The sequence below is a fragment of the Mycobacterium innocens genome (genome assembly GCF_900566055.1).
GTDB classification, from domain to species: domain Bacteria; phylum Actinomycetota; class Actinomycetes; order Mycobacteriales; family Mycobacteriaceae; genus Mycobacterium; species Mycobacterium innocens.
The window spans coordinates 1-16,080 of sequence record NZ_UPHQ01000277.1 but is presented as its reverse complement, the minus strand read 5'-3'; the positions used below and the strand labels follow the sequence as shown (position 1 = coordinate 16,080).

The following is a 16,080-nucleotide window of genomic DNA, read 5'->3' as shown; positions in this document are numbered from 1 at the left end:
GGGCGGGGGGATGCGGCCACGACGCGCGAGGAGGAGCCACCGGGGCCCGCGAGGGTGCCGAATGCGGAACTCCGGCCTGCGGACCGGTTTGGCTGCTGCCCGGGCCGGCGGGCCGAGCCGGCCGCATCCGGTCCCGAAGGAATTCGTCGCGCTCGTTCATAAGCTCCTCAGTCGAGTCGGACCACCAACGCCGGACACCGACCAGTATCCGTCCCAGTATCGAGCACCGGCCCGGCTGCCTCACCTGGTGGACCAGGCTCGTTCTCGGCCGGCCTGTCACAAGCGGTTTTAGACTCCTATTAGTATTGTGCAAACTCGACGGCGAGCCGCGTGGTCACTGCCGCAGCGCTTTCCTCGCGCCGTCGACGCCCGACCCGGCGGTTTCCGCACCATGGCTGCCATGCTTTATCACCGAGCGTGTTACCGGTGTGACGGTTGTACGATCGGCTGACCGTGGTGGCAGCGGGTGCTGACGAGCCGCACCAGCAACTTGGTCTAAGTAGTTACTGTGGCCACCGGCAGCACTTCGGAGGCGGGCGAGGGCACGGGTTCGCGGTCCCAAAACGGCAGGTGAGGATGTCGTCGGAGGCCGGTCCCGCGGCACCTACGGCACGGCCGGCGGGCGGGTTACCATTGAGGAAGTTGGCATGTCAGGCGGGTATCGTCATATCGTTTTACGACTTGTCGAGATCGGTACCGGGGCACCGTTCAGCGTTGCACGGACGAATCCCCGGCCTGATCATTCCGCTGGACGGACAGCCTATCGACAAGACCGGAGGGGTCAACGCCCGCAACGTCACGGCATGGCGCCGTCGGAGCTGCTGGTTAGGCCGCGCAGGAAAAGTCTGCTGAAGGGTTAGGTGGGTATGGCGCCCAAGCGCGTCGGGCTATACAACCCCGCATTCGAACACGATTCGTGCGGGGTAGCCATGGTCGTCGACATGCACGGCCGGCGTAGCCGCGACATTGTGGACAAGGCGATCACTGCGCTGCTCAACCTCGAACATCGCGGTGCCGCCGGCGCCGAGCCGCGCAGCGGCGACGGCGCGGGCATCCTCATCCAGGTCCCGGATGCGTTCCTGCGAGAAGTCGTCGATTTCGAGTTGCCGGCTCCGGGTAGTTACGCCACCGGTATCGCCTTCTTGCCGCAGTCGTCCAAGGATGCCTCAGCTGCCTGCGCGGCGGTGGAGAAGATCGCCGAGGCCGAGGGGTTGCACGTGCTGGGCTGGCGGAACGTGCCCACCGACGACTCGTCCCTGGGTGCCCTGTCCCGCGACGCGATGCCCACCTTCCGTCAGGTTTTCATGACGGGCGCCTCCGGCATGACGCTGGAGCGCCGTGCCTACGTGATTCGCAAGCGTGCCGAACATGAACTCGGCACCAAAGGCCCCGGCCAGGACGGCCCCGGCCGGGAGACCGTCTACTTTCCCAGCCTGTCCGGCCAGACATTCGTCTACAAGGGCATGCTCACCACGCCGCAGCTCAAGGCGTTCTACCTCGATCTGCAGGACGACCGGCTGACCAGCGCCCTGGGTATCGTGCACTCGCGGTTCTCCACCAACACCTTCCCGTCCTGGCCGCTGGCGCATCCGTTCCGGCGCATCGCCCACAACGGTGAGATCAACACCGTCACCGGCAACGAGAACTGGATGCGTGCCCGCGAGGCGTTGATCAAGACCGACGTGTTCGGCTCGGAAGCCGATCCAAAAAGCATCGAGAAGCTGTTCCCGATCTGCACCCCGGGGGCCTCCGACACCGCGCGCTTCGACGAGGTGCTCGAGCTGCTGCACCTGGGCGGGCGCAGCCTGGCGCACGCCGTTCTGATGATGATTCCCGAGGCTTGGGAACGCCACGAGTCGATGGACCCCGCGCGGCGGGCCTTTTATCAGTATCACGCCTCGCTAATGGAGCCCTGGGACGGCCCGGCGTCGATGACGTTCACCGACGGCACCGTCGTGGGCGCGGTGCTGGACCGCAACGGCCTGCGGCCGTCGCGGATCTGGGTTACCGACGACGGCCTGGTGGTGATGGCCTCCGAGGCCGGCGTGCTGGATCTCGACCCGTCGACGGTGGTCCGCCGGATGCGGCTGCAGCCGGGCCGGATGTTCCTGGTCGACACCGCGCAGGGCCGCATCGTTTCCGACGAGGAGATCAAGGCCGAACTGGCCGCCGAGCACCCGTATCAGGAATGGCTGGACCGCAACCTGGTTCCGCTGGACACATTACCGGCGGGCAAATACGTGCGGATGCCCCACGACCGGCTGGTGGTGCGGCAGCTGACCTTCGGCTACACCTACGAGGAACTGAACCTGCTGGTGGCGCCCATGGTCCGGACCGGCGCGGAGCCGATCGGTTCGATGGGCACCGATACGCCGATCGCCGTGCTGTCCCGGCGTCCCCGGATGCTGTATGACTACTTCCACCAGTTGTTCGCCCAGGTGACCAACCCGCCGCTGGACGCCATCCGTGAGGAGGTGGTGACCAGCCTGCAGGGCACCACCGGCGGCGAGCGCGACTTGCTGAACCCGGACGCGAACTCCTGTCACCAGATCGTGCTGCCCCAGCCGATCCTGCGTAACTACGAGCTGGCCAAGCTGATCAACCTCGACCCGGACACCGAGGTCAACGGACGTCCGCACGGCATGCGGTCCAAGGTCATTCGGTGTCTGTACCCGGTGGCCGAGGGTGGTGCCGGACTGGCGGCCGCACTGGCCGAGGTGCGTGCTCAGGCGTCGGCGGCGATCGCCGACGGTGCGCGGGTCATCATCTTGTCCGATCGCAACTCCGACGAGAAGCTGGCGCCGATACCGTCGCTGCTCGCCGTCGCCGGGGTGCACCACCACCTGGTGCGCGAGCGGACCCGCACCCATGTGGGCCTGGTGGTGGAATCCGGTGACGCCCGCGAGGTTCACCACATGGCGATGCTGCTGGGCTGCGGGGCCGCCGCGGTCAACCCCTACCTGGCCTTCGAGTCGATCGAAGACATGCTCGACCGGGGCGCCCTGGAATGCCTCGGGGACGGTATCGACCGCAAGAAGGCACTCAACAACTACATCAAGGCCGCGGGCAAGGGCGTGCTGAAAGTGATGTCCAAGATGGGCATTTCGACGCTGGCGTCCTACACCGGCGCGCAATTGTTCCAGGCCGTCGGCATCTCCGAGGACGTGCTCGACGAGTACTTCACCGGGCTGACCTGCCCTACCGGCGGCATCACCCTGGACGACATCGCCGCAGACGTTGCCACTCGTCACTCGCTGGCCTACCTGGACCGGCCGGACGAACGGGCGCACCGCGAGCTCGAAGTGGGCGGGGAGTACCAGTGGCGCCGGGAAGGGGAATACCACCTGTTCAACCCGGAGACGGTGTTCAAGCTGCAACACTCCACCCGCACCGGGCAATACAAGATTTTCAAGGAGTACACCCGCCTGGTCGACGATCAGAGCGAGCGGATGGCCTCACTGCGCGGCTTGCTCAAATTCCGCGCGGGCGTGCGGCCCCCGGTGCCGCTGGAGGAGGTCGAGCCCGCCAGCGAGATCGTCAAGCGCTTCGCGACGGGGGCGATGAGCTACGGCTCGATCTCCGCGGAGGCGCACGAGACGCTGGCGATCGCGATGAACCGGCTGGGTGCCCGCTCCAACAGCGGTGAAGGCGGCGAGGACGTCCGCCGTTTCGAGCGCGATGCCAACGGGGATTGGCGCCGCAGCGCCATCAAGCAGGTCGCCTCGGCCCGTTTCGGTGTCACCTCGCACTATCTGACCAACTGCACCGACATCCAGATCAAGATGGCTCAGGGCGCCAAACCCGGTGAGGGCGGCCAGCTTCCGGGTCACAAGGTGTACCCGTGGGTGGCCGACGTCCGGCACTCCACGCCCGGGGTGGGCCTCATTTCACCGCCGCCGCATCACGACATCTACTCCATCGAGGATCTGGCGCAGCTGATCTATGACCTGAAGAACGCCAACCCGTTCGCGCGGGTGCACGTCAAGCTGGTCTCCGAAAACGGCGTCGGCACCGTGGCCGCGGGTGTCTCCAAGGCGCACGCCGACGTGGTGCTGATCTCGGGGCACGACGGCGGTACCGGGGCGACCCCGCTGACGTCGATGAAGCATGCCGGCGCGCCGTGGGAATTGGGTCTGGCCGAGACGCAGCAGACGTTGTTGCTCAACGGGTTACGCGACCGGATCGTGGTTCAGGTGGACGGCCAGCTCAAGACCGGTCGCGACGTGATGATCGCCGCACTGCTCGGCGCCGAGGAATTCGGCTTTTCCACCGCGCCGCTGGTGGTGGCCGGCTGCATCATGATGCGGGTGTGCCATCTGGACACCTGCCCCGTCGGCGTGGCCACCCAGAACCCGTTGCTGCGGGAACGGTTCACCGGCAAGGCCGAATTCGTGGAGAACTTCTTCATGTTCATCGCCGAAGAAGTGCGGGAATACATGGCGCAGTTGGGCTTCCGCACCTTCAACGAGGCCGTCGGCCAGGTCGGATCGCTGGACACCACCCTGGCGCGGGCCCACTGGAAGGCACACCGCCTGGATCTGACGCCGGTGTTGCATGAGCCCGAGTCGGCGTTCATGAACCAGGACCTGTACTGCAGTTCGCGCCAGGATCACGGCCTGGACAAGGCGCTCGATCAGCAGCTGATCGTGATGAGCCGCGAGGCGCTGGATTCCGGTTCACCCGTTCGTTTTTCGACCACCATCAGCAACGTCAACCGCACGGTTGGCACTATGCTCGGCCACGAGGTGACGAAAGCCTATGGTGGCCAAGGCTTGCCGGACGGCACCATCGACATCACCTTCGAAGGGTCGGCTGGGAACAGCTTCGGTGCCTTTGTGCCCACGGGGATCACATTGCGCATCTATGGCGACGCCAACGACTACGTTGGCAAGGGCCTGTCCGGTGGCCGGATCGTGGTGCGGCCGTCGGACAACGCGCCGCCCGACTATGTCGCCGAGGACAACATCATCGGGGGCAACGTAATCCTGTTCGGCGCCACCAGCGGCGAGGTCTTCCTGCGTGGCGTGGTCGGTGAACGGTTCGCGGTCCGCAATTCCGGTGCGCATGCGGTGGTCGAGGGTGTGGGCGATCACGGGTGCGAGTACATGACCGGCGGCCGGGTCGTCATCCTGGGTCGTACCGGCCGCAACTTCGCCGCCGGTATGTCGGGCGGGATCGCCTATGTCTACGACCCGCACGGCGAGCTACCCGACAACCTCAACACCGAGATGGTCGACGTCGAGACGCTCGACACCGATGATGCGGACTTCCTGCAGGGCATCATCGCGGCGCACGTCGACGCCACCGATTCCCCGGTCGGCCAACGCATTCTGGCCGACTGGCATGGGCAGCAGCGGCATTTCGTCAAGGTGATGCCCCGCGACTACAAACGGGTGTTGCAAGCCATCACCGAGGCCGAGCGTGACGGAGTGGATGTGGACAAGGCGATCATGGCGGCTGCGCATGGCTGACCCGGCCGGCTTCCTCAAATACACACATCGGAGATTGCCGAAGCGGCGGCCTGTTCCACTGCGCCTGCGCGACTGGAAAGAGGTCTACGAGGAGTTCGACAACGAGACGTTACGTCAGCAGGCGACTCGTTGCATGGACTGCGGCATTCCCTTCTGCCACAACGGCTGTCCGCTGGGCAACTTGATCCCGGAATGGAATGACCTGGTGCGCCGGGGTCGTTGGCGCGACGCGATCGAACGGTTGCACGCCACCAACAACTTTCCGGACTTCACCGGTCGGCTGTGTCCGGCGCCGTGCGAGCCGGCGTGCGTGCTCGGGATCAACCAGGATCCGGTGACCATCAAACAGATCGAGCTGGAGATCATCGACAATGCCTTCGAGGAAGGCTTCGTTGAGCCACTGCCGCCGCACACGCTGACCGGCAAGACGGTTGCCGTCGTCGGTTCGGGCCCGGCCGGCCTGGCCGCCGCGCAGCAGCTCACCCGTGCGGGGCACACAGTGACCGTCTTCGAGCGCGACGACCGGATCGGCGGCCTGCTGCGCTACGGCATCCCCGAGTTCAAGATGGAAAAGCGTGTCCTGGATCGGCGGCTGGAGCAGATGCGGGCCGAAGGGACCGAGTTCCGCGCCGGCGTCAATGTCGGGGTCGACATCACCGCCGAGCAGCTGCGCGCCGACTTCGACGCGGTGGTGCTGGCCGGTGGCGCCACCGCCTGGCGCGACCTGCCCATTCCCGGCCGTGATCTGGATGGCGTCCACCAGGCGATGGAATACCTGCCGTGGGCAAATCGGGTCCAAGAGGGTGATGACGTCCTTGGACCCGATGGGCAGCCGCCGATTACCGCCAAGGGTAAGAAGGTCGTGATCATCGGCGGCGGCGACACCGGGGCCGACTGCCTGGGCACCGCGCATCGCCAAGGCGCGGTCAACGTCCACCAGTTCGAGATCATGGCGCGCCCGCCGGACAGCCGGGCACCCTCGACCCCGTGGCCGACCTACCCGCTGATGTATCGGGTCTCGGCGGCCCATGAAGAAGGCGGCGAGCGGGTGTTCTCGATCAGCACCGAGGAATTCGTCGGTGACCACGGGCACGTGACCGCGCTCAAGGCGCACGAGGTGGCCATGCAGGACGGCAAGTTCGTCAAGGTCGAAGGTTCGGACTTCGAACTCGAGGCGGATCTGGTTTTGCTGGCGATGGGATTCGTCGGCCCGGAGAAGCCCGGTCTGCTCAGCGATCTCGGGGTCGAGTTCACCGACCGCGGGAACGTGGCGCGCGGCGACGACTACGAAACCTCGGTTCCGGGTGTGTTCGTGGCCGGTGACATGGGCCGGGGCCAGTCGTTGATCGTGTGGGCGATCGCTGAAGGCCGAGCCGCAGCCGCGGGTGTGGACCGCTATCTGATGGGCTCCACCGCGCTTCCGGCCCCGATCAAGCCGACGGCTGCGCCGCTTCAATAGCCACACCAGTAACACCAGAAACATGCCGTTGATTGCTCGGCGCGTCGCTCGCTGTTTGCCAGACGTCGGGTGTCTAATGGGCCTCTGTGGGCTCCGTCACAGCGATGCGTTGTGGAGTTCCGCCCGAGTTGTCCGATCGCAGGGAGTGTCGCTGTGCATAGCAACCCAGTACCCCGGTCACGGGTGGGGCGAATCGCCTGGTCGTGGTTTCGTCACCCGGTAAAGAGTCACGAGTTTCCCGCCAGGAACGAGCGTCTGGTCACCGCTGAAGAGTTGCTCCGCTTCGCGATGTGATGGCCAGCTGGTTGGCCCCGCTCAGGCGCAACGAGTTTGCTCAGCGATATCAAATTGTTATCTGGGCCCGGATTACGAAAGCAGCCCCGATTCCCGGATCGCCTCAGCCAGCGGCGCAACGACCGCAGGGTCGTGGGGTGGGGAGACATAGACGATTCCGAGGTCCAGACCTTCGGCTGCCAGTGCCGCCGCGGCGTCGACGACCCGCTGGTAGTTGCGTTCCGGATCCAAGCGCAGGTGGGCCGACAGCGTGATCTCGTCCGGATCGCGACCGATGTCGACGCAGTGTGCGGCCAGCACGTCACGCTTGCGGGCGAACTCCTCGGGCGGACCGCCGACGAAGTTCCAGTGCTGGGCATAGCGCGCGGTGATCCGCAGCGTCCGCTTTTCCCCGCTGCCGCCGATACAGATCGGTGGGCGCGGCCGCTGCGGGCCCTTGGGTTCGTTGCGGGCGTCCTTGAGCTGGTAGTACTTGCCGTCGAAGTTGGTGGTCTCCTGGCTGAGCAGGCCGGTGAGCACTGCGCACGCTTCCTCGAACCTGTCGAAGCGTTCCTTGATGCTGCCCAGCTCGATGCCGTAGGCGCCCGACTCTTCCTCGTTCCAGCCGGCGCCGATGCCTAATTCGAGTCGTCCGTTGGAGATGATGTCCAGGGCGGCAGCCATATTGGCCAGCACCGCCGGGTGCCGGTAATGGATGCCGGTGACCAGGGTGCCCAGCCGCAGCCTCCGGGTGGCCTGTGCGAGTGCGGTCAGAGTCGTCCAGCCTTCCAGGCACGGGCCGCTGGGGTCGGAAAAGATCGGGTAAAAGTGATCGAAGGTCCAACCGGATTCGTAGACGTCGATGTCGTCGGCTTCCTGCCAGAACGCCAGCATCTGTGCCCACGTGGTGTTTTGCGGTGAGGTCTTGAATGCGAATCGCATGAAGCCGACGGTAGTCCGGCGTCCAAAAGCGCAACTACACTCGAGGCAACGATGTGCTACGCCCCGGGAATCGACACCAAACTCACCCTGCTGGCGGCCGGACTGATCTTCTTGTTGGCGCTTGTCCTCGGGGTGTGGAAGTACCGGCAGATCATGGTCTCCGATGACCGCCGGGCGCATGTTTACGTCGACATCGCTCATCGGGCGGCGCTGCTCTACGCGTTCGCGACGCTGTTGATCGCGGTTTTCGTCGAGCTCAGCGCCTGGCCGGCGTGGCTCAACCTGACGGCAGCGATGGTGGTGGTGTTGTTTTTCGTCGCCGCGATCGGCAGTTACATCTGGCACGGTGCCCGGCGCGACACCGACAACCAATTCGACCCTCCGGCACCGGGAACCCGGCTGGGCATGACCTGGCTCATTCTCGGCGAAATAGGCGGTTTCGCCGTGGTTTTCGCCGGCTTCATCGCGGGGCAGTTGAGTTAGATGGATCCGGTAACCGCGCTGCGCCAGATCGCCTACTACAAGGACCGAAGCCGTCATGACCCGAGGCGCGTCATGGCGTATCGCAACGCCGCTGACGTCATCGAGAAGCTGGACGACGCAGCGCTCGAGCGGCACGGTCAGGCCAACAGCTGGCAGTCGCTGCCGGGCATCGGCCCGAAAACCGCCAAGGTCATCGACCAGGCCTGGTCCGGCCGCGAACCGGACCTTCTCGCCGAATTACGTTCTGCCGCTGAGGATCTCGGCGGGGGAGCGGTGCGCGCCGCGCTGCGGGGCGATTTGCACCTGCATTCGAACTGGTCGGACGGGTCGGCGCCGATCGAGGAGATGATGGCCACCGCGGCCGGCCTGGGCCATGAATACTGCGCGCTGACCGACCATTCGCCGCGGCTGACGATTGCCAACGGCCTGTCCCCGGAGCGGTTGCGCAAGCAACTCGACGTCATTGACCAGCTGCGCGATAAGTTCGCCCCGATGCGCATCCTCACCGGAATCGAGGTCGACATCCTGGAAGACGGCAGCCTTGACCAAGAGCCGGAGCTGCTGGACCGGCTCGACATCGTGGTGGCCAGCGTGCACTCGAAGCTGGCGATGGATGCGGCCGCGATGACCCGGCGGATGGTCCGTGCAGTCTGCAACGGCCACGTCGACGTGCTGGGCCACTGCACGGGCCGGCTGGTCTCCGGCAACCGCGGTATCCGGCCGGAATCGAAGTTCGACGCCGAGGCGGTGTTCACCGCCTGCCGCGACCACGGCACCGCGGTAGAGATCAACTCCCGCCCCGAGCGTCGGGACCCGCCGACGCGCCTGCTCAACCTCGCCTTGGAGATCGGTTGCGTGTTCAGCATCGACACCGACGCCCACGCGCCCGGCCAGCTGGACTTCCTTGGCTACGGTGCGCAACGCGCTCTCCATGCCGGTGTTCCGGTCGACCGCGTCATCAACGCCTGGCCGGCCGAGCAGCTGCTGGAGTGGGTGTCAGTCCGGTAGCCGCGGCATCTCCACGCCCGGGTCGCGGCCCATCAACACCGCGCGGGTCAGCGCGGATTTGCCGAAGCGGCGCCGGATCTGGTCCACCGCCGCGTCGAGTACGTCCGGCGGCTCGCCGTCAAACGGCAGCATCAGCTGCTGGGCGCCGCTGCGGTCGATACCGGAGACCGCGAAGCCGACCAGGGTTAATCCCCGCCGGGCGATGTCCGGCGCGGCCGCCGCGACCAGCCGCCGGGCGGCGGCCAGGATCGGCTGCGTCGACGCGGTCGCCCACGGCAGCGTGTGTGACCGGGTGGCGCGGCTGAAGTCGTCGAATCGCAGGCGCAACACGACGGTTCGGCCGGTGCGTCCGGCGGCGCGCATCCGGCCGGTGATCCGGTCGACCAGGGTGACCACCACCGCGTCGATCTCGGCGGGCGACATGCTGCTGCCGGCTCGTCCCAGCGCTCGTTGGGCGCCCACCGTGCGGCGCCGCACGCCGACGGTCACCCGGCGGCGGTCGATGTTGCGCGACAAGGCATACAGTTGGCGCCCCATCGCGCCGCCGACCATCGAGCCCAGCGTGGACTCGCTGAGCTCGGCGACCTCGGCAACCGTATGAATGCCGTGGGCGTGCAGCTTGTCGGCGGTCACCGCGCCCACGCCCCACAACCGGCGCACCGGCAACGGATGCAGAAATGCGAGTTCCTGATCCGGCGGCACCAGCAGCAATCCGTCGGGTTTGGCCTCCTGGCTGGCGACCTTGGCGAGGAACTTCGTTCGTGCCACTCCGACGGTGATGGGCAGGCCGACCTGCTCGCGTACGTCGGCGCGCAGCCGCGCCGCGATCACGACCGGGGTCCCGCAGAGCCGGCGCAGCCCGCCGACATCCAGGAATGCCTCGTCCACCGAGAGCGGTTCCACCACCGGTGTGCACTGCCGAAACACCGCGAACACCGCCTCGCTGGCCCGGGTGTAGGCGCTCATCCGCGGCGGCACCACCACGGCGTGTGGACATAACCGGCGCGCCTGAGCGCCACCCATGGCGGTGCGCACGCCGAAGGCCTTGGCCTCGTAGCTGGCCGCCAGCACGACTCCGGCGCCGACGATCACCGGGCGGCCCCGCAATGCGGGGTCGTCACGCTGCTCGACGGAGGCATAGAACGAATCCAGGTCCGCGTGCAAGATGGAAGCCTCATTCCGCACGAACATATGTTCGCAGCTGGGTACGACAGCCGAAGGTGCTGCGGCCGGCACGCCGGCCGCGTCGAGGTAGCATCGGCAATCGGGGACGGGGAGGCCCACTAGCGGATCAAGGTGATGGCCGCATGACCACGAGCACTCATGCAACGCCACCTAGCCTGGCGCATTTCGCGCTGTTCTATCGCTCTGAGCCGGAGTACCTGGCAGCGGTGGTGCCGTTTGTCCTCGACGGGCTACGCAACGACGAGCCGGTGCTGGTCGCCGTCCCCGGACGCAAGCTTGCTGTGCTACGCGCCACGTTGGGCAGCGCCTGCCAGAAGGTCACCCTGGTCGACTTGACCGACGTCGGCCGCAATCCCGGCCGGATTCTCGGGTTGGAGAGTGCTTTCGCCGCCGGGCACGAGGGCCGGCCGGTCCGGATCGTCGGTGAACCGGTGTGGCCGGGCCGCACCGACGACGAATATCCGGCATGCGTGCAGCACGAGGCGTTGGTCAATGCGGCGTTTGCCGGACGCGACGCGACGGTGCTGTGCCCCTACGACGCCCGCGGACTGAGCGCCGACGTTGTCGCCGACGCCCGCATGACCCACCCGCTGGTGTGGACCGACGGATCGGCGGACCGAAGTGCCGAGTATGCGCCGGATGACGCGCTGGCGCGCTACAACCGGCCGCTGCCCGCCAACCCGATAGCGGTCACCTATACGATTCGGTCCGCCAACGATCTTCGGCCCGCCCGCTCGGTCGCTTCCTGGTATGGGAACGGGCTGGGCCTGCCTGCCGCGACGATAGCGAATCTCGAGCTGATCGCCACCGAGTTGGCCACCAACAGCCTGGAACACGCCGGCAGCCCATGCAGGCTGGCCTTCTGGCAGCACAACGGGTATGTCGTCTGCGAGGCGAGCGACCGCGGACGGTTCGACGATCCCCTGGCCGGGCGGCGCCCTCCGGTCCGCGGCGTCGCCGGCGGCCGCGGCCTGTTTCTGGTCAATGCCCTGGCCGATCTGGTCCGTACTCACTCCGGTGACAACGGCACCACTATCCAGGCCTGCCTCCGGATGGACTCATCGAAACGGGGGATCGCATGATCCGTCAACATGGTGTCGTCGCATCAGCCGCGGGCCTGGTCCCCTTCGGCCGGGTGGGGTTATAGCGAACAAGCGCAGTTTCGCGCACGTGCCGCCGAATACATCGTTGACGGACGGCTGCAGAATCAATGGGTCGAGTACTTCGGCGCCGGCAGTCGCGACGAATTGCGCTCCGAACTCGCCGCCATGCCCGCCCTGTCCAAGATCGATATCGACGGCATCGGCGTGACGCCGGTCGACGAGTTCTGTACCTTTCGGCCCGGCAGTGACGTCGTGGATCCCGAGCCTTCCGTGGCCCAGCGGGTGGAGGCCGTCGAGAAGAAGCTCGCCGACGGCTACGCGGCCTTCCGGGCCGTGGTGGATTGCACTGCGGTGGCACGCAGGCCCGACTAGCTCGATGCGTTCGCCTGCTTCGAGTTTCTGATCGACCAGAAATGGCCGTGCTTCCGGTGTCGGAGCTTGCGCCTACGACACCGGCCAGGTGAGAAACGACGCGGCCGAGCTGCTGTGCCTGCACCCCTACGTGGGCCCGCACGCACCCAGTTTCGGGCTCTACGCCGCACCGGGATGCGGCTTTGCGCTGGCCGGTGAGATCGACGCCGCGAGCGAGTCGGTCTTCGCCGCGTCGCTGCACCGCACCTGGCCGCTGACCGGCGACGACACGTTTGTCCTCGATGCGCAAGGGCTGGTATTCATCGGCCACCGCCAGCTGGACATCCTGGATCGCTGTGCGCGCTCCGGCAACCGCGATGTGGTGCTGCGCACCGATCAACCCGCTGCCGCCCGCCCCTTCGGCGTGCTCGATTTCGCCCGGGTCCGCCTGGAGCCGCCCGCCGACTACGACGGCTGGTCACAACCGCAAAACGACCAGCATGTCGAGAGCCGGGCGACCATTGAGCAAGTCAAAGACGCGCTCATGCACGGCTTCGGGGTTAGTGCCCAGGAAGCCTTCGACATGCTGGTGACATTGTCGCAGGACACCAACACCAAGTTGCGCGATGTCGCCGGTCAGCTGCTCGACCAGCTGGCCGGACCTGCCTCGGGCCGAACCCGCCGCGGCATTCACGACGCGATCACAACCGTGCGGAACCGGTTACGCCACGATTGACCGCCGGGATTAACGCCCCTCGCCGTAGATGCTGCTGACCCAGATGTGCACCAGCGTGTCCAACACGTGCGCCTCCGGGACGCAGGGCTGTTCGGCGGCAAAGGACGCGAACAGCGTCCGCTCGTTCATTAGATTGAGCGCGGTGGCCAGTTCCAGGGCGGGCACGGTGACCGGCGCGGCGCCGCGGTCGCGTTCGGTCGCGATCACCTCGGCGGTGTAAGAGATCCACTTCTGCATGAACGTCGACCACAGGTGCCGGACCTCGCCGCTGGTTGCCCGGGCGGCCTGACCGGCCCGGGTGACCGCCTTATGCGAACCGAATGTTTCGAAGAAAACGTTGATCCCGGTGCGCCACATGGTGTCGCGGTCGGCGTTCGGCGCCTGGATCAGGTTTTCCAGCGCGGTGTCGGCCTCGGTGACCACACGGTCCAGCAGCGTCAACAGCACCGCTTCCTTGGACGGGAAGTAGAAGTAGAACGTCGGCCGCGATATTCCTGCCCCCTTCGCCAGGTCGTCGACCGAGATGTCGGCCAGGGGACGATCTTCCAGCAGCTTTTCAGCGGTAACCAGGATGGCCAGTTCTCGATCGTCTCCGGATGGCCGCGCGGTGCGCCGGCCGCGATGCAGCGACGCCTGACCGGTCGGGGAAGTGGCCACGACCCGCAGCTTACCGTGTGTCGATGGTTTCAACACTACGTTGACGCATTCAACATCCCGTTGATAGCGTGGATCCATGACCGATCATCTTGACATCGTCATCGTGGGGGCGGGTATTTCCGGCGTGAGCGCGGCCTGGCATCTGCAGGAACGCTGCCCCACCAAGAGCTACGCCATCCTGGAAAAGCGGTCCGCCATGGGCGGCACCTGGGACCTGTTTCGCTATCCCGGCATTCGCTCCGACTCCGATATGCACACCCTGGGCTTCAGGTTCCGCCCCTGGACCGAGCGCCAGGCCATTGCCGACGGCAAGCCGATTCTCGAGTACGTCAAGGGCACCGCGGCCATGTACGGCATCGACAAGCACATCCGGTTCAACCAGAAAGTCGTCAGCGCCGACTGGTCGACGGCCGAAAACCGCTGGGCCGTCAACATCGAGACCAATGGCACCCGCAGCCAGCTCACCTGCTCGTTCCTGCTTCTGTGCAGCGGCTATTACAACTACGAACAAGGCTATTCGCCGAAATTCTGCGGCGCGGGGGACTTCACCGGTGCCATCATCCATCCGCAGCACTGGCCCGAGGACCTGGACTACGAGGGCAAGAACATCGTCGTGATCGGAAGTGGCGCAACGGCCGTCACTCTCGTTCCGGCACTGGCGGATTCGGGTGCCAACCACGTCACGATGCTGCAGCGTTCGCCGACCTACATCGTCTCCCAACCGGACAGTGACAGCATCGCCGACAGGCTCAACCGGTGGCTGCCGGAAAACCTGGCCTACTTCGCGGTCCGGTGGAAGAACGTGTTGCGCCAGGCGGCGGTGTATGGGGCCTGCCAGAAGTGGCCGCGGCGGATGCGGAAGATGTTCATGGGCTTGGCTGCGCGTCAACTGCCCGAAGGTTACGACGTACGCAAGCACTTTGGCCCGCACTACAATCCGTGGGACCAGCGGTTGTGCCTGGTGCCCAACGGCGACCTATTCCGTGCCATTCGCCACGGGAAGGTCGAGGTGGTCACCGACACCATCGATCGGTTTACCCCTGCCGGAATCCGGCTGAATTCCGGACGTGAACTTCCGGCCGACATCATCGTCACCGCAACGGGTTTGAACCTACAACTCTTCGGCGGGGCGACCGCCTCCGTCGACGGAGAACCGGTGGATCTCACCAAGACGATGGCCTACAAGGGCATGATGCTGTCCGGGATTCCCAATATGGCGTACACGGTCGGCTACACCAATGCCTCGTGGACACTGAAGGCCGACCTGGTGTCGGAGTTCGTCTGCCGTGTGCTGAACTACATGGACGCCAATGGATTTGACACTGTGATGGCCGAACATCCGGGTCCGGATGTCGAGGAGCGGCCGTTCATGGAGTTCACCCCCGGCTACGTGCTGCGCTCGATCGACGAACTCCCGAAGCAGGGCTCGCGAAAGCCGTGGCGGCTCAACCAGAACTATCTGCGCGACATCCATCTGATCAGGCGGGGCAAGATCGACGACGAAGGGCTGCGCTTCTCCAAAAAGCAGCCTGCCCCCGTGCGGGTTTAGGTTTTCACGGGGAGACGACAACAATGCCGTCGTCGTCGCTGTAGAGGACTTCGCCCGGCACGAATGTCACGCCACCCAGGGTGACGTCGACGTCGCGTTCCCCGGCGCCGGTCTTGGTGCTCTTACGGGGATTGGTGCCCAGCGCCTTGATGCCGATGTCGATGCCGCGCAGTGCGACCGAATCGCGCACCGCGCCGTGTACCACCAGGCCCGCCCAGCCGTTGGATCGGGCCAATTCGGCGATCACGTCACCGACCAGCGCGGTGTGTAACGAGCCGGCGCCGTCGATAACCAGCACGCCGCCGGCCCCCGGCTGCGAGAGCACGGATTTCAGCAGGGCGTTGTCTTGAAAGCAGCGCACCGTGATGATCGGCCCGGCGAACTCCGCACGCCCGCCGAACTGGCGGAATTGGAGGTCGCAGCTGCGCACGTCGGGCCCGATATCGTCGACCAGATCGGCCGTCGGCCGAAACGACACGTGGCGCATCGACCTAGCGGCGGCGCAGCTGCCGGACCAGCAGCATTGCCAGCAGGCTTAGCGCGACGGCGACCAGCAGTGGAACGGTGAAGTTGTTCGACGCCTGCTCCAGGTCCCGGGAAAGTGGGTCATTGGCCCGCTCGACAGCTGACTTCGCTTGTGCTGCGGCATCTTTGGCGGCAGCGGCAAGTTCGCCATTGGATTTCGCGCGCTGCTCGACTCCGGGCGGCTGGGGGGCCATTGTGGCGGGCGTGGGTTGCGGGTTGTCGGCGGGCGTTTTCTTGGCGGGGGCTTTTTTCGCCGGCGCCTTTTTCGCCGGCGTTTTCTTGGCGGGCGCTTTTTTGGCGGGGGCTTTCGCGGCCTTCTTGGCGGGTTGCTTCTTGGC

At 66.1% G+C, this 16,080-nt stretch carries 13 protein-coding genes; 8 read left to right on the top strand and 5 right to left on the bottom strand.

Translation table 11 applies throughout. From position 1 onward, the window contains the following. Positions 1-866: 866 nt before the first annotated feature. Both gltB and EET03_RS26995 read left to right on the top strand, forming a co-directional pair. Complete coding sequence (gene gltB, locus EET03_RS27000; RefSeq protein ID WP_075543645.1) at positions 867-5,471, top strand: glutamate synthase large subunit; 4,605 nt, start codon at positions 867-869, stop codon at positions 5,469-5,471. After that, positions 5,464-6,930, top strand: a complete 1,467-nt coding sequence (locus tag EET03_RS26995; protein ID WP_075543644.1) for a glutamate synthase subunit beta — start codon at positions 5,464-5,466, stop codon at positions 6,928-6,930. The genes gltB and EET03_RS26995 overlap by 8 nt, the downstream gene beginning before the upstream one ends. 366 nt (positions 6,931-7,296) lie before the next feature. Here the strand turns inward: EET03_RS26995 and EET03_RS26990 are convergent, their stop codons facing one another. Beyond that, complete coding sequence (locus EET03_RS26990; RefSeq protein WP_075543643.1) at positions 7,297-8,145, bottom strand: LLM class F420-dependent oxidoreductase; 849 nt, start codon at positions 8,143-8,145, stop codon at positions 7,297-7,299. Between the two features lie 51 nt (positions 8,146-8,196). On the opposite strand from EET03_RS26990, the gene EET03_RS26985 reads away from it, so the two are divergent. Together EET03_RS26985 and EET03_RS26980 are read left to right on the top strand one after the other, a co-directional pair. Continuing rightward, positions 8,197-8,628, top strand: a complete 432-nt coding sequence (locus EET03_RS26985) for a hypothetical protein (protein ID WP_075543642.1) — start codon at positions 8,197-8,199, stop codon at positions 8,626-8,628. Then, the gene (locus tag EET03_RS26980; RefSeq protein WP_075543641.1) at positions 8,629-9,636 is read left to right on the top strand and encodes a PHP domain-containing protein; all 1,008 of its coding nucleotides are present in this window, start codon (positions 8,629-8,631) and stop codon (positions 9,634-9,636) included. Here EET03_RS26980 and dinB read toward each other — a convergent pair. Beyond that, a complete protein-coding gene (gene dinB, locus EET03_RS26975) occupies positions 9,625-10,827 on the bottom strand; it encodes a DNA polymerase IV (RefSeq protein WP_075543640.1) in 1,203 nt (400 codons plus the stop codon). The genes EET03_RS26980 and dinB overlap by 12 nt on opposite strands. Positions 10,828-10,943: 116 nt before the next feature. Here dinB and EET03_RS26970 point away from each other — a divergent pair, with 116 nt between their 5' ends. The 3 genes from EET03_RS26970 to EET03_RS32090 all read left to right on the top strand — a co-directional run bounded on the left by EET03_RS26970 (position 10,944) and on the right by EET03_RS32090 (position 13,011). Next, the gene (locus tag EET03_RS26970) at positions 10,944-11,903 is read left to right on the top strand and encodes a sensor histidine kinase (protein ID WP_075543639.1); all 960 of its coding nucleotides are present in this window, start codon (positions 10,944-10,946) and stop codon (positions 11,901-11,903) included. A gap of 9 nt (positions 11,904-11,912) precedes the next feature. Next, on the top strand, positions 11,913-12,296 hold the full coding sequence (locus EET03_RS26965) for a DEAD/DEAH box helicase family protein (RefSeq protein ID WP_075543638.1): 384 nt from the start codon (positions 11,913-11,915) through the stop codon (positions 12,294-12,296). An 88-nt stretch (positions 12,297-12,384) separates the two neighbouring features. Then, the gene (locus tag EET03_RS32090) at positions 12,385-13,011 is read left to right on the top strand and encodes an ANTAR domain-containing protein (protein ID WP_075543637.1); all 627 of its coding nucleotides are present in this window, start codon (positions 12,385-12,387) and stop codon (positions 13,009-13,011) included. Between the two features lie 9 nt (positions 13,012-13,020). Here EET03_RS32090 and EET03_RS26955 read toward each other — a convergent pair whose 3' ends face one another. Then, positions 13,021-13,668, bottom strand: coding sequence for a TetR/AcrR family transcriptional regulator (locus EET03_RS26955; RefSeq protein WP_075543659.1), 648 nt, complete (start codon positions 13,666-13,668; stop codon positions 13,021-13,023). A gap of 76 nt (positions 13,669-13,744) precedes the next feature. Between EET03_RS26955 and EET03_RS26950 the strand changes: the two genes are divergently transcribed. After that, positions 13,745-15,217, top strand: coding sequence for a flavin-containing monooxygenase (locus tag EET03_RS26950; RefSeq protein ID WP_075543636.1), 1,473 nt, complete (start codon positions 13,745-13,747; stop codon positions 15,215-15,217). A 4-nt stretch (positions 15,218-15,221) separates the two neighbouring features. On the opposite strand, the gene rraA is transcribed toward EET03_RS26950, so the two are convergent. Together rraA and EET03_RS32545 are read right to left on the bottom strand one after the other, a co-directional pair. Next, positions 15,222-15,704: a ribonuclease E activity regulator RraA gene (gene rraA, locus EET03_RS26945; RefSeq protein ID WP_075543635.1), complete on the bottom strand. Its 483-nt coding sequence runs from the start codon at positions 15,702-15,704 to the stop codon at positions 15,222-15,224. 4 nt (positions 15,705-15,708) lie between these two features. After that, the coding region (locus tag EET03_RS32545; RefSeq protein ID WP_122508850.1) for an Rv3852 family protein at positions 15,709-16,080 on the bottom strand (372 nt) is incomplete at its 5' end.

What these genes read in the sequence shown, in the direction of transcription:
- gltB (WP_075543645.1), top strand. Translation starts at nt 867, where the DNA reads ATGGCGCCCAAGCGCGTCGGGCTATACAACCCCGCATTCGAACACGAT.
- EET03_RS26995 (WP_075543644.1), top strand. Translation starts at nt 5,464, where the DNA reads ATGGCTGACCCGGCCGGCTTCCTCAAATACACACATCGGAGATTGCCG.
- EET03_RS26990 (WP_075543643.1), bottom strand. Translation starts at nt 8,145, where the DNA reads ATGCGATTCGCATTCAAGACCTCACCGCAAAACACCACGTGGGCACAG.
- EET03_RS26985 (WP_075543642.1), top strand. Translation starts at nt 8,197, where the DNA reads ATGTGCTACGCCCCGGGAATCGACACCAAACTCACCCTGCTGGCGGCC.
- EET03_RS26980 (WP_075543641.1), top strand. Translation starts at nt 8,629, where the DNA reads ATGGATCCGGTAACCGCGCTGCGCCAGATCGCCTACTACAAGGACCGA.
- dinB (WP_075543640.1), bottom strand. Translation starts at nt 10,827, where the DNA reads ATGTTCGTGCGGAATGAGGCTTCCATCTTGCACGCGGACCTGGATTCG.
- EET03_RS26970 (WP_075543639.1), top strand. Translation starts at nt 10,944, where the DNA reads ATGACCACGAGCACTCATGCAACGCCACCTAGCCTGGCGCATTTCGCG.
- EET03_RS26965 (WP_075543638.1), top strand. Translation starts at nt 11,913, where the DNA reads ATGGTGTCGTCGCATCAGCCGCGGGCCTGGTCCCCTTCGGCCGGGTGG.
- EET03_RS26950 (WP_075543636.1), top strand. Translation starts at nt 13,745, where the DNA reads ATGACCGATCATCTTGACATCGTCATCGTGGGGGCGGGTATTTCCGGC.
- rraA (WP_075543635.1), bottom strand. Translation starts at nt 15,704, where the DNA reads ATGCGCCACGTGTCGTTTCGGCCGACGGCCGATCTGGTCGACGATATC.